The organism is Streptomyces sp. NPDC030991 (genome assembly GCF_055571235.1).
In genome coordinates this window covers 733,998-753,486 of the sequence record NZ_JBVIFR010000001.1, presented here as the reverse complement: position 1 = coordinate 753,486, position 19,489 = coordinate 733,998, and the positions used below count along the sequence as shown (strand labels likewise).

General features: G+C 72.8%; 19 protein-coding genes and 1 riboswitch. Of the genes, 13 read left to right on the top strand and 6 right to left on the bottom strand.

The genetic code is table 11. The features are described 5' to 3' along the window. Window positions 1–25: 25 nt before the first annotated feature. From dxs to ACZ45E_RS03530, 4 genes are all read left to right on the top strand, one after another. Complete coding sequence (gene dxs / locus ACZ45E_RS03545; protein ID WP_468215886.1) at window positions 26–1,933, top strand: 1-deoxy-D-xylulose-5-phosphate synthase; 1,908 nt, start codon at window positions 26–28, stop codon at window positions 1,931–1,933. After that, window positions 1,930–3,315: an aspartate aminotransferase family protein gene (locus tag ACZ45E_RS03540; RefSeq protein ID WP_468215883.1), complete on the top strand. Its 1,386-nt coding sequence runs from the start codon at window positions 1,930–1,932 to the stop codon at window positions 3,313–3,315. The genes dxs and ACZ45E_RS03540 overlap by 4 nt, the downstream gene beginning before the upstream one ends. Before the next feature lie 72 nt (window positions 3,316–3,387). After that, entirely contained in the window at window positions 3,388–4,023 is a 636-nt protein-coding gene (locus ACZ45E_RS03535; protein ID WP_468215881.1) for a helix-turn-helix domain-containing protein, read from the top strand. After that, window positions 4,016–4,180 carry a DUF6126 family protein gene (locus ACZ45E_RS03530; protein WP_468215879.1) on the top strand — a complete coding sequence of 55 codons (165 nt, stop codon included), beginning with the start codon at window positions 4,016–4,018 and terminating at the stop codon, window positions 4,178–4,180. Before ACZ45E_RS03535 ends, ACZ45E_RS03530 begins: the two co-directional genes overlap by 8 nt. 6 nt (window positions 4,181–4,186) lie before the next feature. On the opposite strand, the gene ACZ45E_RS03525 is transcribed toward ACZ45E_RS03530, so the two are convergent. Further along, the gene (locus ACZ45E_RS03525) at window positions 4,187–4,984 is read right to left on the bottom strand and encodes a tyrosine-protein phosphatase (protein WP_468215877.1); all 798 of its coding nucleotides are present in this window, start codon (window positions 4,982–4,984) and stop codon (window positions 4,187–4,189) included. Window positions 4,985–5,371: 387 nt separating this feature from the next. After that, window positions 5,372–5,536, top strand: a riboswitch (cyclic di-AMP (ydaO/yuaA leader). Between the two features lie 5 nt (window positions 5,537–5,541). Here ACZ45E_RS03525 and ACZ45E_RS03520 point away from each other — a divergent pair. From ACZ45E_RS03520 to ACZ45E_RS03510, 3 genes are all read left to right on the top strand, one after another. Next, window positions 5,542–6,330, top strand: a complete 789-nt coding sequence (locus ACZ45E_RS03520; protein WP_468215874.1) for a M23 family metallopeptidase — start codon at window positions 5,542–5,544, stop codon at window positions 6,328–6,330. 140 nt (window positions 6,331–6,470) lie between these two features. Beyond that, on the top strand, window positions 6,471–7,289 hold the full coding sequence (locus ACZ45E_RS03515) for an SGNH/GDSL hydrolase family protein (RefSeq protein WP_468215871.1): 819 nt from the start codon (window positions 6,471–6,473) through the stop codon (window positions 7,287–7,289). A gap of 121 nt (window positions 7,290–7,410) precedes the next feature. Then, window positions 7,411–8,163: an SIMPL domain-containing protein gene (locus ACZ45E_RS03510; RefSeq protein ID WP_468215870.1), complete on the top strand. Its 753-nt coding sequence runs from the start codon at window positions 7,411–7,413 to the stop codon at window positions 8,161–8,163. 24 nt (window positions 8,164–8,187) lie between these two features. On the opposite strand, the gene ACZ45E_RS03505 is transcribed toward ACZ45E_RS03510, so the two are convergent. Continuing rightward, entirely contained in the window at window positions 8,188–8,802 is a 615-nt protein-coding gene (locus tag ACZ45E_RS03505; RefSeq protein ID WP_468216062.1) for a TetR/AcrR family transcriptional regulator, read from the bottom strand. A 47-nt stretch (window positions 8,803–8,849) separates the two neighbouring features. After that, window positions 8,850–10,061 (bottom strand): Glu/Leu/Phe/Val dehydrogenase dimerization domain-containing protein, encoded by a 1,212-nt coding sequence (locus ACZ45E_RS03500; protein ID WP_468215868.1) that lies wholly within the window; start codon window positions 10,059–10,061, stop codon window positions 8,850–8,852. Window positions 10,062–10,232: 171 nt separating this feature from the next. On the opposite strand from ACZ45E_RS03500, the gene ACZ45E_RS03495 reads away from it, so the two are divergent. Then, window positions 10,233–11,390, top strand: a complete 1,158-nt coding sequence (locus ACZ45E_RS03495) for an MBL fold metallo-hydrolase (protein WP_468216060.1) — start codon at window positions 10,233–10,235, stop codon at window positions 11,388–11,390. 33 nt (window positions 11,391–11,423) lie between these two features. On the opposite strand, the gene lysA is transcribed toward ACZ45E_RS03495, so the two are convergent. Both lysA and ACZ45E_RS03485 read right to left on the bottom strand, forming a co-directional pair. Further along, window positions 11,424–12,761, bottom strand: a complete 1,338-nt coding sequence (gene lysA / locus ACZ45E_RS03490; protein WP_468215866.1) for a diaminopimelate decarboxylase — start codon at window positions 12,759–12,761, stop codon at window positions 11,424–11,426. Next, entirely contained in the window at window positions 12,758–13,156 is a 399-nt protein-coding gene (locus tag ACZ45E_RS03485) for an SAV_915 family protein (protein ID WP_468215863.1), read from the bottom strand. Before ACZ45E_RS03485 ends, lysA begins: the two co-directional genes overlap by 4 nt. A gap of 400 nt (window positions 13,157–13,556) precedes the next feature. On the opposite strand from ACZ45E_RS03485, the gene ACZ45E_RS03480 reads away from it, so the two are divergent. The 5 genes from ACZ45E_RS03480 to ACZ45E_RS03460 all read left to right on the top strand — a co-directional run bounded on the left by ACZ45E_RS03480 (window position 13,557) and on the right by ACZ45E_RS03460 (window position 17,528). Then, window positions 13,557–15,422, top strand: coding sequence for a sensor histidine kinase (locus ACZ45E_RS03480; protein WP_468215861.1), 1,866 nt, complete (start codon window positions 13,557–13,559; stop codon window positions 15,420–15,422). A 113-nt stretch (window positions 15,423–15,535) separates the two neighbouring features. Beyond that, window positions 15,536–15,970 (top strand): roadblock/LC7 domain-containing protein, encoded by a 435-nt coding sequence (locus tag ACZ45E_RS03475; RefSeq protein WP_468215859.1) that lies wholly within the window; start codon window positions 15,536–15,538, stop codon window positions 15,968–15,970. A 2-nt stretch (window positions 15,971–15,972) separates the two neighbouring features. After that, window positions 15,973–16,344, top strand: a complete 372-nt coding sequence (locus tag ACZ45E_RS03470) for a DUF742 domain-containing protein (protein ID WP_468215858.1) — start codon at window positions 15,973–15,975, stop codon at window positions 16,342–16,344. Further along, the gene (locus tag ACZ45E_RS03465; RefSeq protein ID WP_356489679.1) at window positions 16,322–16,921 is read left to right on the top strand and encodes a GTP-binding protein; all 600 of its coding nucleotides are present in this window, start codon (window positions 16,322–16,324) and stop codon (window positions 16,919–16,921) included. Before ACZ45E_RS03470 ends, ACZ45E_RS03465 begins: the two co-directional genes overlap by 23 nt. Before the next feature lie 25 nt (window positions 16,922–16,946). After that, window positions 16,947–17,528, top strand: a complete 582-nt coding sequence (locus ACZ45E_RS03460; protein WP_468215854.1) for a GAF domain-containing protein — start codon at window positions 16,947–16,949, stop codon at window positions 17,526–17,528. Window positions 17,529–17,556: 28 nt separating this feature from the next. On the opposite strand, the gene ACZ45E_RS03455 is transcribed toward ACZ45E_RS03460, so the two are convergent. Then, on the bottom strand, window positions 17,557–19,461 hold the full coding sequence (locus ACZ45E_RS03455) for a DUF2264 domain-containing protein (RefSeq protein ID WP_468215852.1): 1,905 nt from the start codon (window positions 19,459–19,461) through the stop codon (window positions 17,557–17,559). Window positions 19,462–19,489: the final 28 nt, after the last annotated feature.

The window sequence follows — 19,489 nt, the reverse complement described above, 5'->3', positions numbered from 1 at the left end:
GTCCGGACGGGAAGGGGGCTCGAGCGTGACGATTCTGGAAACCATCCGGGGACCGCGCGACCTGAAGGCGCTGAGCGAGGAGGAGCTCGGCGAACTGGCCGCGGAGATCAGGGAGTTCCTGATCCACGCGGTCGCGAGAACCGGCGGTCATCTCGGGCCCAACCTGGGCGTGGTGGAGCTCACCATCGCGCTCCACCGGGTCTTCGAGTCACCCGTCGACCGGCTGGTCTGGGACACCGGCCACCAGAGCTATGTGCACAAGCTGCTGACAGGCCGTCAGGACTTCTCCAAGCTGCGCGGCAAGGGCGGCCTCTCCGGCTACCCCTCGCGCGAGGAGTCCGAGCACGACATCGTGGAGAACAGCCACGCCTCCACCGCGCTCGGCTGGGCCGACGGACTCGCCAAGGCGCGCCAGGTGCAGGGCGGGCGCGGACACGTGGTCGCCGTCATCGGTGACGGGGCGCTCACCGGCGGCATGGCCTGGGAGGCGTTGAACAACATCGCGGCCGCCAAGGACCGGCCGTTGATCATCGTCGTCAACGACAACGAGCGCTCGTACGCGCCGACCATCGGCGGCCTCGCCGACCACCTGGCCACGCTGCGCACGACGGACGGCTACGAGAAGGTGCTCGCCTGGGGCAAGGACGTCCTGCTGCGCACCCCCGTGGTCGGGCACACGGTGTACGAGTCCCTGCACGGCGCCAAGAAGGGCTTCAAGGACGCCTTCGCGCCGCAGGGCATGTTCGAGGACCTCGGCCTGAAGTACGTGGGGCCCATCGACGGCCACGACGTGGGGGCGATGGAATCGGCGCTGCGCCGCGCGAAACGCTTCCACGGTCCGGTACTCGTGCACTGCCTGACCGAGAAGGGGCGCGGTTACGAACCCGCGCTCGCGGACGAGGCCGACCGCTTCCACACCGTGGGCGTGATGGACCCGCTGACCTGCGAGCCGCTCGCCCCCGCCAACGGGCCCTCCTGGACCTCGGTGTTCGGGGACGAGATCGCGGCGATCGGCCGGGAGCGCGAGGACGTCGTCGCGATCACCGCGGCGATGCTGCACCCGGTGGGCCTGACCAGGTTCGCCCAGGAGTTCCCCGGCCGGGTCTGGGACGTCGGGATCGCCGAGCAGCACGCCGCCGTCTCCGCCGCCGGCCTCGCGACGGGTGGCCTGCACCCTGTGGTCGCCGTCTACGCGACCTTCCTCAACCGGGCCTTCGACCAGCTCCTGATGGACGTCGCCCTGCACCGCTGCGGGGTGACCTTCGTGCTCGACCGGGCCGGCGTGACCGGCGTCGACGGCGCCTCGCACAACGGCATGTGGGACCTGTCCGTCCTCCAGGTCGTGCCGGGCCTGCGGATCGCCGCGCCGCGCGACGCCGACCAGCTCCGGGCCCAACTGCGGGAGGCCGTCGCCGTGGACGACGCGCCGACCCTGCTGCGCTTCCCCAAGGAGGCCGTGGGAGCGCCGGTCCCGGCGGTCGACCGGGTCGGCGGCATCGACGTACTGCACCGCGCGGACGCCCCCCGCGTCCTGCTCGTCTCCGTCGGCGTCATGGCACCCGTCTGTCTTCAGGCCGCCGAGCTGCTGGAGGCGCGCGGCGTCCACTGCACGGTCGTCGACCCGCGGTGGGTGAAACCGGTCGACCCCAGCCTCGCACCGCTGGCGGCCGGGCACGAGCTCGTCGCCGTGGTCGAGGACAACAGCAGGGCGGCGGGCGTCGGTTCGGCCGTCGCGCTGGCCCTCGGCGACGCCGAGGTCGACGTGCCCGTACGGCGGTTCGGGATCCCCGAGCAGTTCCTGGGACACGCGAAACGGGCCGAGGTGCTCGCCGACATCGGACTGACGCCGGTGGAGATCGCGGGGCGGATCAGTACGAGCCTCAATTTGAAAGCCGGTACATCCGAGAAGGTCGGCAAGGAGAACGACGTATGACCAAGGAGTTCGACCTCGGCAGGCTACTGGCCGAGCGCGGCGGCGAACGGTACGAGCTGCACGCCAAGTACCTCAACCACCAGCTGCCGAAGATGCTCCACACCATCGGCTTCGACAAGGTGTACGAGCGGGCCGAGGGCGCACACTTCTGGGACGCGGAAGGCAACGACTACCTCGACATGCTCGCCGGCTTCGGCGTCATGGGCCTGGGCCGCCACCATCCCGTCGTACGCAAAGCGCTGCACGACGTCCTCGACGCCTCGCTCGCCGACCTCACCCGCTTCGACTGCCAGCCGCTGCCGGGCCTGCTCGCCGAGAAACTGCTCACCCACAGCCCGCACCTGGACCGCGTCTTCTTCGGCAACAGCGGGACGGAAGCGGTGGAGACCGCGCTGAAGTTCGCCCGCTACGCCACCGGGAAGCCGCGCGTCCTGTTCTGCTCGCACGCCTTCCACGGCCTCACCACCGGATCGCTGTCGGTCAACGGCGAGGACGGATTCCGCGACGGCTTCGCGCCGCTGCTGCCCGACACGGCCGTACCGCTCGGTGATCTCGACGCCCTGGCACGGGAGTTGAAGAAGGGCGATGTCGCGGCGCTCATCGTCGAGCCGATCCAGGGCAAGGGCGTGCACGAGGCGCCGCCGGGATATCTGCGGGCCGCCCAGGAGCTCCTGCACAAGCACAAGGCGCTGCTCATCGCCGACGAGGTGCAGACCGGCCTCGGCCGCACCGGCGACTTCTACGCCTACCAGCACGAGGACGGCGTCGAGCCGGACCTCGTGTGCGTGGCCAAGGCGCTGTCCGGCGGCTATGTGCCGGTCGGGGCGACGATCGGCAAGGACTGGATCTTCCGCCGGGTCTACTCGTCCATGGACCGCGTCCTCGTCCACTCGGCGAGCTTCGGGGCCAACGCCCAGGCCATGGCCGCCGGCCTCGCGGTCCTCTCCGTCATGGAGGACGAGGAGACCGTCGCCAACGCGCGGGCCATGGGCGAGCTGCTGACATCGCGCCTCACCGCGCTCATCGACCACTACGAGCTGCTGAGCGACGTCCGAGGCCGCGGCCTCATGATCGGCATCGAGTTCGGCAGGCCCAGATCGCTGAAGCTGCGCAGCCGTTGGGCCATGTTGCAGGCCGCGCGCAAGGGCCTGTTCGCGCAGATGGTGGTCGTACCGCTGTTGCAGAAGCACCGGATTCTCACCCAGGTCTCCGGCGACCACCTGGAGGTCATCAAGCTGATCCCGCCGCTCGTCGTGGACGAGGCCGACGTCGAGCGGTTCGTGGAGGCGTTCACGGCCGTGATGGACGACGCGCACAGCGGCGGCGGCCTGATGTGGGACTTCGGCAGGACCCTGATCAAGCAGGCGGTCGCCAACCGCTGACGCACGGCCTCGCTCTTTGCCTCCGAGGCAAAAAAATTGCCCCTCGGGCAGGGTTCTGGCGTAATCGACACCATGAGCCCTGCCCTCCCGGAGGAGGCTCCGCACCCCCCGGAGCTGCCCGCCGTCGCGCCCCAGCTGCGTGCCCTGCGCCGCCGCGCCGCCCTCACCCTCGAGGTCGCCGCCCGCTCCGCCGGGCTCTCACCCGCACATCTGTCGCGCCTGGAGACCGGACAGCGGCAACCGTCGCTGCCGATGCTGCTCGCCCTCGCCCGTATCTACGGTACGACGGTCTCCGAGCTCCTCGGCGAGACCCCCGCCGACCGCGACGCCGTGGTCAGGGCCGACGCCATGGAGGCGACCGAGGCGGGCGGATGGACGTACTTCCAGGCGGGTTCCCCCGGCCGCGGCATGCAGGCCCTGCGGGTCCACGTGCCCTACGGGTCGCAGGGCGACATCGTGCGCGTCCACCCCGGCGAGGAGTGGCTCTACGCCCTCGAAGGACGGCTGCGGCTGCGTCTCGGGGACACGTCCTACCGCCTCGACCCGGGGGACAGCGCGCACTTCGACTCGCTCACCCCGCACCGGATCGCCGCCGCGGACCGGGGCGGGGCCGAGCTCCTCTTCGTACACACCCTGTTGCAGAGCCCGACCGCCGCGCTGTGCCTCGGCCCGGCGGCCACCCGATCCGGGAGGTCCGACCATGAGTGACGCCACCGAACACGGCGCGGGCGAGCGGCCCGCCCGGCGGGACATCGAGGACAAGCTGCCGCGCGGCATCTGGGTGCGGGTCCTCGTGTACGTCTTCGCGGGGCACGCCCTCGCCGCCTTCCTCTACCTGCTGTTCACGGTCGGCGGGGGCCAGTAGCGCGGGTCAGTCGAGGAGGCGCTCGCGCAGCCGGTCGCGGTCGGCCGCGCCGAACCGCAGCCCCTCCTCGAAGTAGCGGTCCGTGTCACCCCAGGTCTGCTCGATGGTGTCGAACGCCGCGTGCAGATACGCGGCACGGGCGTCGAAGAGGGGGCTGAGCAGCTCCATGACCTCGGGGGAGTAGGCGTCGCCCGAGGTGGCGGTGCGCCGCACCCGGTAGCGGCGGTGCTTGGCGTTGGACTCCAGGTAGTCCGTCTCGATGGCGTCGCGCTCCACGCCGACGGCGAGCAGGGTCACGGCTATCGACAGGCCCGCGCGGTCCTTGCCCGCCGCGCAGTGCATCAGGGCGGGCAGGCTGTTCTCGGCGAGCGCGTGCAGGACGCGGCTGTGCTCGGCGGTGCGCTGGGAGATGATCGAGCGGTACGAGGTGATCATGCGGTCCGCCCCGCGGCCCTCGGAGAGCAGGGAGCGCAGCTGGTCCATGTCGCCGTCGCGGACCATCTTCCAGAACTCGGCGCCGTCCGCAGGGTCGGTCAGCGGCAGGTTCAGGTTGCGCACGCCGGGCAGCTCGATGTCGGCGCCCTCCAGCCGCTGGTCCGCGGCGTTGCGGAAGTCGAAGACGGTGTGCAGGCCGAGCCCGGTGAGGAACGCGGCGTCCTCGGCGGTGGCGTGGGCGAGGTGGCCGCTGCGGTAGAGCACACCCGGTCGCACGCGCCGGCCGTCCACGGTCGGCAGGCCGCCCACGTCACGGAAGTTGCGGATGCCGGACAGCTGGGGCTCGGTGGGCGGGGCGTGCTGCGTCACGGGGGCTCCTCCCGGTCGGATCACCGGCGTTACTCGCCGGCGGGCGCGGGTCTGACGATACGACATGGCTTCCAGGGACATCTATCTGTCTGTTTTGGGAGCTTTTCTTGGTAACTGTCATGAAATCAAGGCTGATGGTGTGAGCTCGCGTGAGCAGGCTCATAGCCGTGACCGTCCGTGGCGGCCGTCCCGCATTTCCCTTCCAGGAATTCCCCGAAGGTAAGGCGCTGGTAAAGCGCGAACATCGACGGAGGGTGACACAGAGAACTCTCAGACGATCAAGAAAGCGGCCCTGTCGGTGAATTCGGCGTTTGTCGCCTCCTTTCCCGTCGGCTTACTGTCACCACTCACTCCGGACGGAACGCCTAATCCTGCCGCCGCCCGGAGCCCGGACGACTACCCGATTCGGCAGGAGCGGGGGACCCACAGGCAGTACGCCGCGGAGGGAATTCCCCGAGCGGCTAGGGGTGAAGCCGGATCCGCGCACCGGACCCGGCCGGGCAACTCCAGCCCGAACCCGACAGCTCACCTCGTAGGCGACGGAGAGGAAACCCGGCATGCCCGCAAAGGGAAAGCACCGTCGCTCGAAGACCCAGCGCATCACCCGCGCCGCCGCCGTCGCCTCGGCCGGCGGGGCCGCGCTCGCCCTGCCGCTCATCGGCGCCACCGGCGCCCACGCGGCGACCGGCGACACCGCCCCGGCCGCCAAGACGTACACGGTCGTGTCCGGTGACACGCTCTCGAAGATCGCCGACGCGCAGGGCGTCGACGGCGGCTGGCAGAAGCTGTACGAGAAGAACAAGGACGTCGTCGGCTCCGACGCCGGTCTCATCAAGCCCGGCATGAAGCTCACCCTCGACGGCGCGGCCGAGACCGCCTCCGCCGACACGACGAACACCGCCACGACGAACACCGACGCGACGAGCACCGCCACGGGCGCGGCCGACTACGTGAAGCCCGTCGACGGCTCCGTCGGCACGGCGTACCACGCCTCCGGCTCCTCGTGGTCGAGCGGCTACCACACCGGCACGGACTTCGTGGTCCCCACCGGCACCGCGGTCAAGGCCGTCGGCGCCGGCACGGTCGTCTCGGCCGGCTGGGACGGCAGCTACGGCAACGAGGTCGTCATCAAGCACGCCGACGGCGACTACTCGCAGTACGCCCACCTGTCCTCGATCGGCGTCTCGGCCGGGCAGACCGTCACCGCCGGGCAGCAGATCGCCCTCTCCGGCGCGACCGGCAACGTCACCGGACCGCACCTGCACTTCGAGATCCGGACGTCGCCCGACTACGGCTCCGACATCGACCCGCTGGCGTACCTGCGCGAGCACGGCGTCGGCGTCTGAGCCGCACGCGGCGCGTGAGCCACGCGCGATCCACTCGGCGCCCCGGGATATTCCCCGGGCGCCGAGTGGGTTTTCTCACCACCCGTCAACCCCTGGCTACGGTCGCGTAGGTCACAGCCGAGGGTGAAAGATGTGTGGTCGTGGCAAATGAATCGAGAGTACTCAGCGGCGGCACGATCCGGTCCTACGCGGCGGTGGGGGACAGCTTCACCGAAGGCGTCGGGGACCCCGGACCTGACGGGGGTTTCGTCGGCTGGGCCGATCGGCTCGCCGTCCTCCTGGACGACCGCGCGCCCGAGGACACCTTCGAGTACGCCAACCTCGCCGTCCGTGGAAAGCTCCTCGACCAGGTCGTCGAGGACCAGGTCCCGAAGGCCGTGGAGCTCGCCCCCGACCTGGTGACCCTCGTCGCCGGCGGCAACGACATCATCCGGCCCGGCACCGACCCGGACGACGTGGCCGAGCGCTTCGAGAAGGCCGTGGTGCGGCTGGCCGAGGCCGCCGGGACCGTCATGGTGGCCACCGGGTTCGACACCCGTGACGTGGCCGTCCTCAAGCATCTGCGCGGCAAGATCGCCACGTACAACATGCACGTGCGCGCGATCGCCGACCGCCACGGCTGCCCGGTGCTCGACCTGTGGTCGCTCAGGTCCATCCAGGACCGCAGGGCCTGGGACGAGGACCGCCTCCACCTGTCCGCCGAGGGACACACCAGGGTCGCCCTGCGCGCGGGGCAGGCGCTCGGCGTCGAGGTGCCCGCCGATCCGGAGCAGCCCTGGCCGCTGCTGCCGCCGCGCGGCACGTTCGAGGTGCGGCGGGACGACATCCACTGGGCGCGGGAGTTCCTGGTGCCCTGGATCGGGCGGCGGCTGCGCGGGGAGTCCTCGGGGGACCGTGTGGTGGCGAAGGGCTTCGTGGACCCGCACCTGATCAAGATGCACCTGGAGTCCGCCTCCTGACGGCGCAAGGGGCCGTCGAGGTGACCGTGCGGAGTGGCATCCGGGGTAGGGCCGGGCGCGGGTGCTGGGATGTCGGCTGCCCGCCGCGTCGGCGGGCCCGACCGGGAAGGACCCCGATCCCATGTCTGTACGCATCCGCCACCGCGCCGCTCTGGTCGGCCTCGTGCTCGCCCTCGCGCTGCCGACCGCGCCGGCCGTCGCCCAGGCAGCACCGCACGTGGCCGCCGCCAGGGCGCCGAAGCCCGCGACGCTGACCGTGACCGGCGAGGGAAGGGCCAGCACGGCGCCGGACCTGGCGACCGTGACAGCGGGCGTCGAGGCCACCGGCACGACCGCGAAGGACGCCCTGGCCGCGCAGAACCGGGCCGCGGACGCGCTGCTGGCCGCCGTGCGCGGGGAGGGCGTCGCCGAACGGGACATCCGCACGGAGAGCCTCACGGCCTCGCCCGTCTACGAGACGGGCCCCGAGGCGGGCGCGTCCCCGCGGGTCGCCGGCTACCAGGCCGGCCAGTCCTTCTCCGTCAAGGTCCGCGACCTGGCACGCACCGGCGCCCTCCTCCAGGCCATCGCGGACGCGGCCGGCGACGCCGTCCGGATCCACTCCGTCGTCTTCGACGTCGCCGACCCCGGCCGGCTGCGGGCCGGCGCCCGGGCGGCCGCGCATGCCGACGCCCACGAGAAGGCCGTCCAGTACGCCAGGATGAGCGGCCACAAGCTCGGCCGGCTCGTCTCGCTGACGGAGACCGCAGGCGGCCGCCCCCGGCCCGTGGAGGTGCCCGCGGCGGCCTTCGACGCGTCGGCGGGGAAGGTCCCGACGGCCGCCGGCGAGATCGAGGACGAAGTGAGCCTGACCGCGGTGTACGAGCTGAAGTGACGCCTCCTGGGCCGCCCCGGACGGTCAGTCGCCCTGGACGGCCGGCCGGGTCAACTCCGAACGCTCCAGGCCCAGTTCGCGCGCCAGCGCCTCGTCCACCCACTCCTGCGTACGGGCCCGGGGCACCGCCCCCTCGTACGCCGTCAGCTGCACGGCGAGCCCGTCGAGCAGGGCGGTCAGGCGGAACGCCGTCGCCGCCGGGTCGGCGCAGGTGAACTCGCCCGCCGCGACACCCTCCGCGACGACCTCCGTGAGCGCCGCCTTCCACTGCCGGTCGAGGTCGCGGGTGACGGCACGCAGCGCGGGCTCGCGCAGGGCCGCCGCCCAGCCCTCGATCCACAGCCGCCAGCCCTTGGCCTGCCCCGTCGGCGCGTACCAGCGCACCGCCGCCCGCAGCCGTCCGAGCGCGGTGGTGCGGCGTCCGAGGAGCTTGCGCAGCCGGGCGAGATCGTCCTGCGCGGCATGGGCGAAAGCCGCCGCGACGAGCTTCTCCTTCGTCGAGAAGTGGTACAGCACCAGCGCGTTGCTCACACCGAGCGCCGATGCCACGTCGGCGATGCGCACGGCCGCGACACCGCGCGCCTCGATCTGCTCGACGGCGGCCCGCAGCAACTCCGCGCGCCGCTCGGCCACGCCCATCCGGACTCGAAACACGCCCTAGGGGTCGGTGGCCTGGAGCACGGGCGTCACCTGTACCACCCGAAGCGTTCCGCGATGACGGGCAGCCGGTCGGCGGCGATGGCGTGCGCGGCGGCCCGCGGCGTCGTCCCGTCGGCCTCCGCCCGGGTCAGCGTCCGATCGATCAGAGCGCGCATGGCACGCCGGACGTGGGCGAACGCCTCGTCCGCGTCCGCCCCGACGTCACCGAAGAGGGTCCACCACCACCAGGCGTTCGTCCCGGAGTTGACGACGACGTCCGGCAGGACCGTGACGCCGCGCCGCGCGAGCAGCTCCTCGGCGTCGGCGAGGACCGGCATGTTGGCGGCCTCCACGATCCAGCGCGCCGTGATCCCCTCCTGGTTCGCGGCGTCGATCGCGTACGACACCGCGGCCGGTACGAGCACGTCGGCGTCGGCCGAGAGCCAGGCGTCGCCCGGCAGCCGGCGGTCCCCGGGGCGCAGCGCGGAGCGCTCGACCGTGCCGTACGCGTCGCGTGCGGCGAGCAGGGCCTCCACGTCGAGCCCGGCCGGATTCGCGACCGTGCCCTCCAGGTCGGCGACGGCGACCACCTTCAGACCCGCCCGGGAGAGGAAGCGCGCGGTGGCGCCGCCCATGGTGCCGAGGCCCTGGAGTGCGACGCGGCTCCCCGCGTACGGAAGCCCCGCGTGGTCGAGCGCGACGAGCACCGACTCGGCGACGCCGCAGCCGCCCACGAGCTCGTCCAGACCGATCCCGTCGACCTCGAGCGCGAACGCGTCCGAGAGGCGGGCGCGGGCGGCCCGCTCGTCGTCGAGCAGCGGGTACACCGCCTGGATCGACGAGACGAGGCCCGCCTCCGCCGCGGCCTCGTCGATCATGTCCTGCGTCAGACCCAGGTCCTCGCCCGTCGTCCAGCAGGACTCGATGTGGGGCCGCATGGCCCGCAGATAGCGCACGAGGACGCCGTACGCCTCCGGGGCGCGCGGATCGCAGTCGATGCCGCCCTTGGCGCCGCCGAGCGGGACGTACCGGGCCCGCGGGTCGTAGTGCAGGGCCTCCTTCATCGTCATGCCGCGCGCGAGGCCCGCCGTCTCGTCGAGGGTGCAGCCGCGGCGCATCCGCAGGCCGCCGCTGGAGACGCCGCGCACCAGCCGGTCCACCACCAAGTAGCCGGTACGGCCCGTGACATGGTCGGTCCAGGTCACCTGGATGAGCGGCCCGGCGGCAGGTGAGGCAGGCACGGGTGCAGGGGCGGTCATGCGATCTCCTCGGGGGCGGCGGTCCCGGGACTTTACTGATCAGCCGGTCAGTAAGGGAAGTGGCCCGGGGGGCGGGGCGGCGCGCTGTCGGAGGGGCGGCACATAATGGAACACACTGATCGATCAACGGGAGGCGTTGTGCCACGTTCCCTCAGTCCCGGCCTGCGCTCGATGCAGCCTGCCGCGTTCGGCGCCGAGGCCACCGGCGCGCGCCTGGAGCGGATCCGCAGGTCGCCGAATTTCGCCGACGGCCAGTTCCAGAACCCGGTGGGCGCGCGCACCCGGCCCGACGGCTCCATGCTCGACTTCGCGAAGGTCTACTTCCGCAAGGAGGAGCGGGCCCTGCGGTCCCCGAAGGGCACCGTCCCCGTGCACGCCACCACCCTCGCCGACCTGGCGAAACCGGCCGCGAGCGGGCTGCGCGTCACCTGGATGGGGCACTCCAGCGTGCTCGCCGAGATCGACGGCGTCCGCGTGCTCTTCGACCCGGTGTGGGGCGAGCGCTGCTCCCCCTTCCCCTTCGCGGGGCCCAAGCGCCTGCACCCCGCGCCGCTGCCCCTCGCGGCCCTCGGCCCGGTCGACGTGGTCGTCATCTCGCACGACCACTACGACCATCTGGACATGCCCACGATCAAGGCGCTCGCCGGGACGGACACCGTCTTCGCGGTGCCGCTGGGCGTCGGCGCGCACCTGGAGCACTGGGGCGTGCCGGCGGACCGGCTGCGTGAGCTGGACTGGCACGAGTCGACCGAGATCGGCGACGTGACGCTCACGGCCACACCCGCCCGTCACTTCTGCGGCCGTGGCCTGCGCAACCCGCAGCACACCCTGTGGGCGTCCTGGGTCGCCGCGGGACCGGAGCACCGCGTGTTCCACAGCGGTGACACCGGCTACTTCCAGGGGTTCCAGGACATCGGCGCGGCGCACGGCCCGTTCGACGTGACCATGATCCAGGTCGGTGCCTACGCCGAGTTCTGGCCCGACATCCACATGACGCCGGCCGAGGGGCTGCGCGCCCACCTCGACCTCCAGGGCGGAGAGCCGCACGGCGTGCTCATGCCGATCCACTGGGGCACGTTCAACCTGGCGCCCCACCCGTGGGCCGAGCCGGGCGAGTGGTCCATGGACGCGGCGCGGGAAGCCGGCCAGGCCCTCGCCACGCCGCAGCCGGGCGAACCGTTCGAGCCGGCCGGGACGCTCCCGACCGACGCGTGGTGGCGCGGCGTGTCCGCCCCCGTGGCACGTCCCTGGCGCCGTGCCGAGCCGAGCCTGACGCAGGGCGGGGGCAGCCCCGCGCCGACCGAGCTCGACCTGGCGGGCGATCGCTGACCGGGGCGGTGGGCGGCCGCCGCGCCCCGGTCCTCAGAGACCGACGTCCCGGCTCCGGTAGTCGTCCAGGGACTCGCGGCGCACCAGCAGGCGGGCGTGCCCGTCGGCGACGGCGATCACCGGCGGGCGGCCGACCAGGTTGTAGCCGGAGGCCATGGAGAGGTGGTAGGCCCCGGCCACCGGGACGGCGAGCAGGTCGCCGGGGCGGATGTCGCCCGGCAGCTCGACGTCGGCGGCCAGCACGTCGCCCGCCTCGCAGTGCCGTCCGACCACGGTCGTCCTCGTCGGCGCGGCGGTCGAGCCGCGGCCGATCAGGCGCGGGGCGTACCGGACTCCGTACAGGGCGGGCCGCGGGTTGTCGCTCATCCCGCCGTCGACGGCGACGAACACCTTCTCGCCGGTGTGCTTGACCGCGAGCACCCGGTAGAGGGCGACACCGGCGGGCCCCGCGACCGCCCGCCCGGGCTCGATCAGCAGCCGGGGCACGGGCAGCGCGGCGCCCGCGCAGCTCTCGACGAGTTCGGCGCGGGTCCGGCGGGCCAGCGCGGTCAGGTCCAGGGACGCCTCGCCGGGCCGGTAGGCGATGCCATGGCCGCCGCCCAGGTCGAGCTCGGGCAGGACGACGCCGTGGCTGTCGCGGATCCTGGCCATCAGCCCGACCATCCGGCGCACCGCGGTGATGTACGGCTTCACGGTGGTGATCTGGGAGCCCAGGTGGCAGTGCAGGCCGGTGAGGCGCAGCTGCGGCTGGTCGAGGATGCGGGCGATCGCGTGGTGCGCGTAGCCGTCGGCCAGGGAGAGGCCGAACTTCTGGTCGTCGGTGCCGGTGCGGATCTTCTCGTGGCCGCCGGCGGTGATGCCGGGCACGATGCGCACCATCACCTTCTGGCGTCCCCGCGTCCCGACGGCGGCGGCGAGCCGGGCGATCTCGGACGGGCTGTCGATGACGATCCGGCCGACCCTTAGGCGCAGCGCGGCCTCGATGTCGTGCGGGGACTTGGCATTGCCGTGCAGCACGATCTTCCCGGCGGGGAAGCCCGCGGAGACGGCGAGCTCCAGTTCACCGGCCGAGCACACGTCGAGCCCGAGGCCCTCCTCGTCGACCCAGTGGACCATGGCGCGCGACAGGAACGCCTTCGCCGCGTAGAGGACGTCGGCCTCCGGGAACGCGGCGCGGTAGGTCCGGCAGCGCTCGCGCACCTCGGCCTCGTCGAGCACGTACGCGGGGGTGCCGAACCTCCCGGCGACCCCGGCGAGCGACACCCCGCCGACGGACAGGTCGCCGTCCGGGCGGCGCGCGGTGGAAGCAGGCCACACCGTCAGGTCGTCCGCGGCGACCGGGGCGGGGGTACGCGGATGGGTGGTGGTCATGACGTACGTACTCCCTTGGTGAGTGGACCCGCCGGGGCGAGGGCGTTCGCGAAGGCGGTTGTCACGCCGGCCGTCCGCGCCCGCTGCCCGGCGTCCGCGCCGTCGCGGGCGGCCGGGGCGGCGAAGGCCGGGTCGATGACGACGGAGGTGACGCCGAGGGGAACGGCGAGGGCCCTCAGCGCCGGTTCGCCGAGCCGGATCCACTCCTGCTCCCGGCCCAGCGTCGCGGCGAGCCGCTCGCGGCTGGTGAACCCGACGGCGGTACGGGCGCCGAGCGGCGTACGGAACATACGGGCGGCGTACCCCGAAGGCCCCGGCCGGACGGGAACGTGCAACAGCCCGGCCGGGACAGGTTCGGCAGGCTCCGGATCCTCACCGCACAGCAGGTCGTTCATGGGCTCCTCCGGAGCATCCTCGAATCGGGCGGGACCACCTCGGCGGTCACCGACGGCCGGGGCGTGCCGCCGACGCTATGCCCGTGCGGCGGGTGCTTCGGCCCGCCCCGGGGTCTCATGACGCGACGCTGACGGCGACGGCCCCGGCGCTGACGTGCCGTTGACACGCCAGGCTCCGGGCGGGACCGGCCTCGGCGGATCGACCCCGGCGGCGTAATCAGTCATCTGTGCGAGGACTCATACCAGAGCGGGACGTCGGCCGCCGGAGTTCGGCAACTGCCCCCCGCACATGAAGTGGTGCCGACTACCGTGAGTGCTCGCCGTGCGACGCCCGGTCGATCCTTTCTGCCGTCGCGCCGGTCTGCCCCACCCCCGAGAGAACAGAGGACGAGGACGCCGTATGTCTCAGCTTCGCCAGCCGGCCGCACGCGCAGACCGTCGCGAAGGCGGTCGGCACGGCAGGCCGGCCGGGCGGACCGCGCCCCGTCCTGCCGAGACCCACATACGGCCCCAACTGCTGCGCCTGGCCGTGCTGCCACCGCTCGCGGTGGCCCTCAGCGCCAGCGCGGCCGTGCTGTTCGCCGTACGGTCCACCGGCGTGCGGCCCGGCCCCGCCCTGTGGAGCGTGCTCGCCGGGGCCTGCCTCGTGACGATCGCGGGCATCGTCATCGCGGCCGTCGCCGCCGACCGCGCCGCCACGACCGTCCGCGACCGGGTCCTCTCGCTGCGCCGCACCACAGCCCGAGGCCAGGCCGAACTGCGGGGACTCGTCGAGCAGTTGCGCAAGGGCGAGGCGCCGCCACCGCGCCGCGCCCCCAAGGCGCCCGTGCCCGGCGCGGACGACTTCGACCAGCTCGGCGCCGACCTGGCACGCGCCCAGGACATCGCCGTCACCGCCGTCGTCCAGGCCACACGCCTCTCCAGCCAGGCGGGCAGCCAGCAGAAGGTCGAGGTCTTCGTGAACCTCGCCCGCCGCCTGCAGTCCCTGGTGCACCGCGAGATCTCCCTCCTCGACGACCTGGAGAACGACGTCGAGGACCCGGACCTCCTCAAGGGCCTCTTCCACGTCGACCACCTCGCCACCCGCATCCGCCGCCACGCCGAGAACCTCGCGGTCCTCGGCGGCGCCGTCTCCCGGCGCCAGTGGAGCCACCCCGTCTCCATGACCGAGGTGATGCGCTCCGCGATCGCGGAGGTCGAGCAGTACTCACGGGTCAAGCTCGTGCCGCCGATCGACGGGACCCTGCGCGGCCACGCCGTCGCCGACTGCATCCACCTCCTCGCCGAACTCGTCGAGAACGCCACGGTGTTCTCCGCCCCCCACACCCAGGTCCTGCTCCGCGCCAACCTGGTGACGTCCGGGCTCGCCGTCGAGGTCGAGGACCGCGGACTCGGCATGCCGGTCACCGAACAGAACAAGATGAACGCGCTGCTCGCCGACCCCGACCAGGTCAACGTGGACAGCCTGCTGCGGGACGGGCGCATCGGACTGTTCGTGGTGTCGCAGCTCGCGCGGCGGCACGGCATCACCGTACGGCTGCAGACCAACATCTACGGCGGGGTCCAGGCCGTCCTCGTGCTGCCGCAGGAACTGCTCGGCGCCGACCAGGAGGAGCAGGCCCCACGCGTGCGCCGGGCCGCCGCCGCGGCGACCGCCGACAGCGTGCTCGCGCCGGGCGCCGCCGCCGCGCACGGGCGCAGCGCCCTCACGCACCCCGCCGACACCGGGACCCACCTGCCCCCGGCGGCGCCGCCCACCCCGGCCCCGCTGCACGGGGGCATGACCGCCGTACCGCGCCCACGCACCGAACCGCCCCGGCCGCCCGTCGAGCAGCCCCTGGTCCCGTACCCGGAACAGCCCCAGCAGCCACGGACGCCCCAGGCGCCACCCGGTGCCGCGCCCCTCCCGCAGCGCCACACGGGCGGCCCGCGGCTCACCCCCGCCGACGCCCTGCCCGGTATCCGCCCCGAGGAGCGCCGGAGCGCGGCCGAGCACGCGGCGACCCCGCCCACCCCGGTCAACGGCGCGGTGCGCGGCACCATCGAGCGCCCCGGACTGCCCCGGCGCAGAGCCCAGGAACACCTCGCCCCGCAACTGCGCGGCGGCCCCGCACCCCGCCAGGACGACGAGCCGCCGGTCGGCCACGACCCCGGCCTCATGGCCGCCTTCCAGCGCGGCATCACCCTCGCCGAGGCGGCCGGACCGCGCGACCTGCCCGACGAGGCGCCCGGGGCCGGGGGCGGCGGAAGCGGGGGCGCCGCATGACCCCGGCCCCGGTGACACCGCACCGCCAGGTGATACCCGGCGGGCCCCGACCCGCCCCCGCTGCCCAGCTGACCAGCACCACACCGAGCAGTCCACCAAGGAGTCGATCCCCCATGGCGAGCGATGTGCCGACGGGTCATGTGTCCGATCTCGACTGGCTGATGAGCGGCCTCGTCCAGCGCGTTCCCCACACCAACAGCGCCGTGCTGCTCTCCTCCGACGGTCTCGTCAAGTCCGTGCACGGACTCGACGCCGACAGCGCCGACCACATGGCGGCGCTCGCCTCCGGCCTCTACTCGCTCGGCCGCAGCGCCGGCGTGCGGTTCGGTGACGGCGGCGACGTACGGCAGGTGGTGGTGGAACTCGACTCCACACTGCTCTTCGTGTCGACCGCGGGCTCCGGCACCTGTCTGGCGGTGCTCGCCGGGCGGGAGGCCGACGCCGCCGTGCTCGGCTACGAGATGGCCATGCTCGTCAAGAGCGTCCGCCCCTACCTGGTGACCGCGCCGCGCCAGCTCTCCGCCGAGCCCACGGCGATGAGGAATTGAGGGTGTCGGCCCCGCAGGACGGGCCATGGCTCGACGGCGCGGCAGGCCGGCTCGTGCGCCCGTACACGATCAGCGACGGACGCACCCGGCCCAGTACGTCGATGGATCTGCTGTCCCAGATCATGGCCACAGGGGCGACCCCCCTCGGCTACCTGGGACCGGAGCACAGCCAGGCGCTCGAACTGTGCGCGCAGCCCACATCGGTCGCGGAGATCGCCGGCCATCTCGGACTCCCCGCGGCCGTCACCAAGGTTCTTCTGTCCGACCTCGTCGACTGCGGGGCCGTCACCACCAAGCCCCCCACGTTCCACGACAACCCCACTGACCGGTCCCTACTGGAGGCAGTGCTCGATGGACTACGACGACAGCTCTGATCCCTTCCCCACCGCGCTGAAGATCTTGGTCGCGGGCGGGTTCGGGGTCGGCAAGACGACTTTCGTCGGCGCGGTCAGCGAGATCGCTCCGCTCAGCACCGAAGAGCTGCTCACCACCGTCAGCGCCGCGACCGACAACCTCGACGGCATCGAGAACAAGGTCGAGACGACCGTCGCCATGGACTTCGGCCGCATCACCCTCGACCCCGAACACGTCCTGTACCTCTTCGGCACCCCCGGCCAGGAGCGCTTCTGGTTCATGTGGGACGAACTCTCCGAAGGGGCCCTCGGCGCGGTCATCCTCGCCGACACCCGCCGCCTGGAGGACTGCTTCGCCGCCGTCGACTTCTTCGAGGAGCGCGGCATGGGCTTCATCGTGGCGGTCAACGAGTTCGACGGCGGCTACCGCTACGAACCCGAGGAGGTGCGCGCCGCCATCGACCTCGACCCCCAGGTGCCCGTGGTGCGCTGCGACGCCCGCATCTCCAGCTCGGGCATCCAGACCCTGCTCACCCTGGTCCGGCACCTGCTGGCCCACGCCGCCCCGGCGGCCAGCGGTTTCGGGGCCCACACATGACGTACGCGGGCCGGGGAGCGGGCGCATGACGTACGACGCGACGGGGCGTCTGCTGCTGACCCCGGTCGACCGGGAGGGGCCCGAGCGGGCGTCCCGGCTGCGCGGCCTCGGCCTCGGGCTGTACTCCGAACCGGTCTTCGACCTGTTCGCGGACCGCCTCGCCGAACTGACCGGGGCGCCCTACGCCATGGTCAACTTCATCGACGAGAACCGGCAGTTCTTCGCCGGACTGCACACACCCGACGGACACCACAGAGGCGAGGAGCTCGGCGCACTCGCCGCCCGGTCCGCCGACGGCGCGCCCAACCGCTACATGGCGCGCGACCACGGCTACTGCCCTCATGTGGTCGTGCGCCGCAAAGCCCTCGTCCTGGAAGACGTGTGCGACTACCCGAGGTTCGCGGGCAACCCCGTGGTCGACGAGATAGGGATTCGCTCCTACCTGGGCGCGCCGCTGCTCGACGACTTCACGGGTCTCGCACTCGGCACCGTGTGCGTGGTGGACATCGCGCCCCGCCGCTGGGGCAGGGCCGGGCTCGCGACCATCAAGGCGGCGGCCGACGAGCTGATGGAGGTGGTGCGCGGGCGCGGGATCCTGCTGACGTGACCGCGGGCCCCGCGATGACGCCCGCCGCTCAGACGGTCACCGTCTCGCCGTCCGGGAACGTGATGCGTACCTGCCCGTCGTCGTCCACCACGCACGCGATCGACTCCCGCAGCGCCCGCGGATGCACCACGTCACGGGTCAGCGCCACCAGCGTGACGTGCGTGCCGGTGCCGCCGGGGTGGAGCGAACGGAGGTAGGGCGTCGCCGAATGCGGGCCGTAGGCGTTGGCCTCGACCTCGCGCGCGATGCCGGCCTCCTCGTCCCAGCCGTGCAGCGCCACCACCGCGCTCGTCAGACCCGTCTCCGTGCGCGTCAGGGCCCACCCCGGACCCTGCTCGGTGTGCGGCCGCGTCGTGTCGGCGACCGCGTGCCCGCCCTCGCGGACCGTGACCCCGGCCGGGGCCTGGACCCGGTGCACCCGCAGCTCCCACGGGCCGTGCAGCACACTCGTCGACTCGACCGGGAACTCCTCGTCGAACCCGGGGAGCCGAGCGTGATGACGGGAGGAGGCCCGGCGCCCCTCGCAGGAGAGGGGATGGATGCGGCGGCGGCGCGACGGTGTGCCGTCCGCGGCGATCAGCGCCACATGGTTGTCGACGGTACGCGCCCACGCGTGCGGTGCGGACTCGGGGGCGGTGGCCGTGGAGTACGCGAGCTTGGCGTAGTGCGGGTCGTCGGTGGCCGGGCCGTCGAGCGGGTTGTGGTCACTGCCGTGGTTGATCAGCCGGACGATGCCGTCGTGCGGGGTGCCGTGCAGCAGCCAGCCCGGCGCGGGCAGCGCGGTGTACCGCGCCGACTCCTCGACGGGGAGCGGGAGTTCGCGCTCCGTCCACACCGGATGATCCGCGGGCAGCAGCAGACCGAGGAACCCCTTGCTCGCCCAGTACGGTGACGCGGGCCCCGAGTACGCCTGGGTCGAGGGCAGGAACGTGTCGTACCAGCCCAGTGGCAGCAGTCCCCGCTCGTCCGGTACCCCGCGCTCCACGAAGTGCCGGGCCGCCCCGGACGCCAGGCGCCGGGTCAATCCCGGCGCCAGCGGCGTGCAGTCAGCCAGCGCCCCCATCCACACCGGGGCGGTCGCCGCGAACCGGTACGTCAGGGAGCGGCCCTGGTGCACGGGCGCGCCGTCCCCGCCGAAGAACTGCGGGTACGTGCCGAGGAACCGGGCCAGCCGCTCGCGGTAGACCTTGCCGCGCCCGCCGTCGCCGTCCGGCCCCGCCATGCGGGCCCACAGCAGCGGGTAGAGGTGCATCGCCCAGCCGACGTAGTAGTCGAAGTTGCGGCCGTCGCCGTCGGTGTACCAGCCGTCGCCGACGTACCAGTCCTCGATCCGGTCGAGGCCCCCGTCGATGTCGCTCCGGCTGTACGGGGCGCCGACCGACGCGAGGAACTGCTCCGACACGACCTGGAAAAGGCGCCAGTTGTTGTCCCAGGTCCGCCCGCCGACGAACCCGGAGAACCAGTCGACGACCCGCTCCTGGACACGGGTGTCGAGCCGGTCCCAGATCCAGGGACGGGTCTCGTGCAGGGCGACCGCGATCGAGGCGGCCTCCACCATCTGCTGGGAGCAGTCGGTGAGCTGCGGCCACGCCTCCCCGCTGTCACGGTCCGTGCCCGTTGTCAGACCCTCCGTGTACCTTTCGATCAGGTGGGAGAGAGCGGACGGACGGGGGTCTTCCGCCCCGCCGCCCGCGCCCGCTATCCGGAAGGAGGCCAGCAGAAATGACCGAGCGAACCCTTCGAGCCCGTCCGAGACGATCCCGGACCAGCTGGCCCGGCCGGGCAGCCGGTACTGGGCGAACCCCGGTGTGGCATAGGGCAGCAGCGCGTCCAGCTGCCGGTCGGCCAGGGCCTCCCAGTGCGCCCGCGTCCAGCCCGTCAGCGGGGAGCGGACACGGTCGGTGGGCGGCAGGGAGAAGTACGGGGCGGGCATGGTGGTTCGCTGGCTCCTCTGTCGGTCT

Excerpts from the sequence above, each read along its gene's own strand:
- ACZ45E_RS03540 (WP_468215883.1), top strand. The coding sequence starts at position 1,930 with ATGACCAAGGAGTTCGACCTCGGCAGGCTACTGGCCGAGCGCGGCGGC.
- ACZ45E_RS03535 (WP_468215881.1), top strand. The coding sequence starts at position 3,388 with ATGAGCCCTGCCCTCCCGGAGGAGGCTCCGCACCCCCCGGAGCTGCCC.
- ACZ45E_RS03530 (WP_468215879.1), top strand. The coding sequence starts at position 4,016 with ATGAGTGACGCCACCGAACACGGCGCGGGCGAGCGGCCCGCCCGGCGG.
- ACZ45E_RS03520 (WP_468215874.1), top strand. The coding sequence starts at position 5,542 with ATGCCCGCAAAGGGAAAGCACCGTCGCTCGAAGACCCAGCGCATCACC.
- ACZ45E_RS03510 (WP_468215870.1), top strand. The coding sequence starts at position 7,411 with ATGTCTGTACGCATCCGCCACCGCGCCGCTCTGGTCGGCCTCGTGCTC.
- ACZ45E_RS03505 (WP_468216062.1), bottom strand. The coding sequence starts at position 8,802 with ATGGGCGTGGCCGAGCGGCGCGCGGAGTTGCTGCGGGCCGCCGTCGAG.
- ACZ45E_RS03500 (WP_468215868.1), bottom strand. The coding sequence starts at position 10,061 with ATGACCGCCCCTGCACCCGTGCCTGCCTCACCTGCCGCCGGGCCGCTC.
- ACZ45E_RS03495 (WP_468216060.1), top strand. The coding sequence starts at position 10,233 with ATGCAGCCTGCCGCGTTCGGCGCCGAGGCCACCGGCGCGCGCCTGGAG.
- lysA (WP_468215866.1), bottom strand. The coding sequence starts at position 12,761 with ATGACCACCACCCATCCGCGTACCCCCGCCCCGGTCGCCGCGGACGAC.
- ACZ45E_RS03485 (WP_468215863.1), bottom strand. The coding sequence starts at position 13,156 with ATGAACGACCTGCTGTGCGGTGAGGATCCGGAGCCTGCCGAACCTGTC.
- ACZ45E_RS03480 (WP_468215861.1), top strand. The coding sequence starts at position 13,557 with ATGTCTCAGCTTCGCCAGCCGGCCGCACGCGCAGACCGTCGCGAAGGC.
- ACZ45E_RS03475 (WP_468215859.1), top strand. The coding sequence starts at position 15,536 with ATGGCGAGCGATGTGCCGACGGGTCATGTGTCCGATCTCGACTGGCTG.
- ACZ45E_RS03465 (WP_356489679.1), top strand. The coding sequence starts at position 16,322 with ATGGACTACGACGACAGCTCTGATCCCTTCCCCACCGCGCTGAAGATC.
- ACZ45E_RS03460 (WP_468215854.1), top strand. The coding sequence starts at position 16,947 with ATGACGTACGACGCGACGGGGCGTCTGCTGCTGACCCCGGTCGACCGG.
- ACZ45E_RS03455 (WP_468215852.1), bottom strand. The coding sequence starts at position 19,461 with ATGCCCGCCCCGTACTTCTCCCTGCCGCCCACCGACCGTGTCCGCTCC.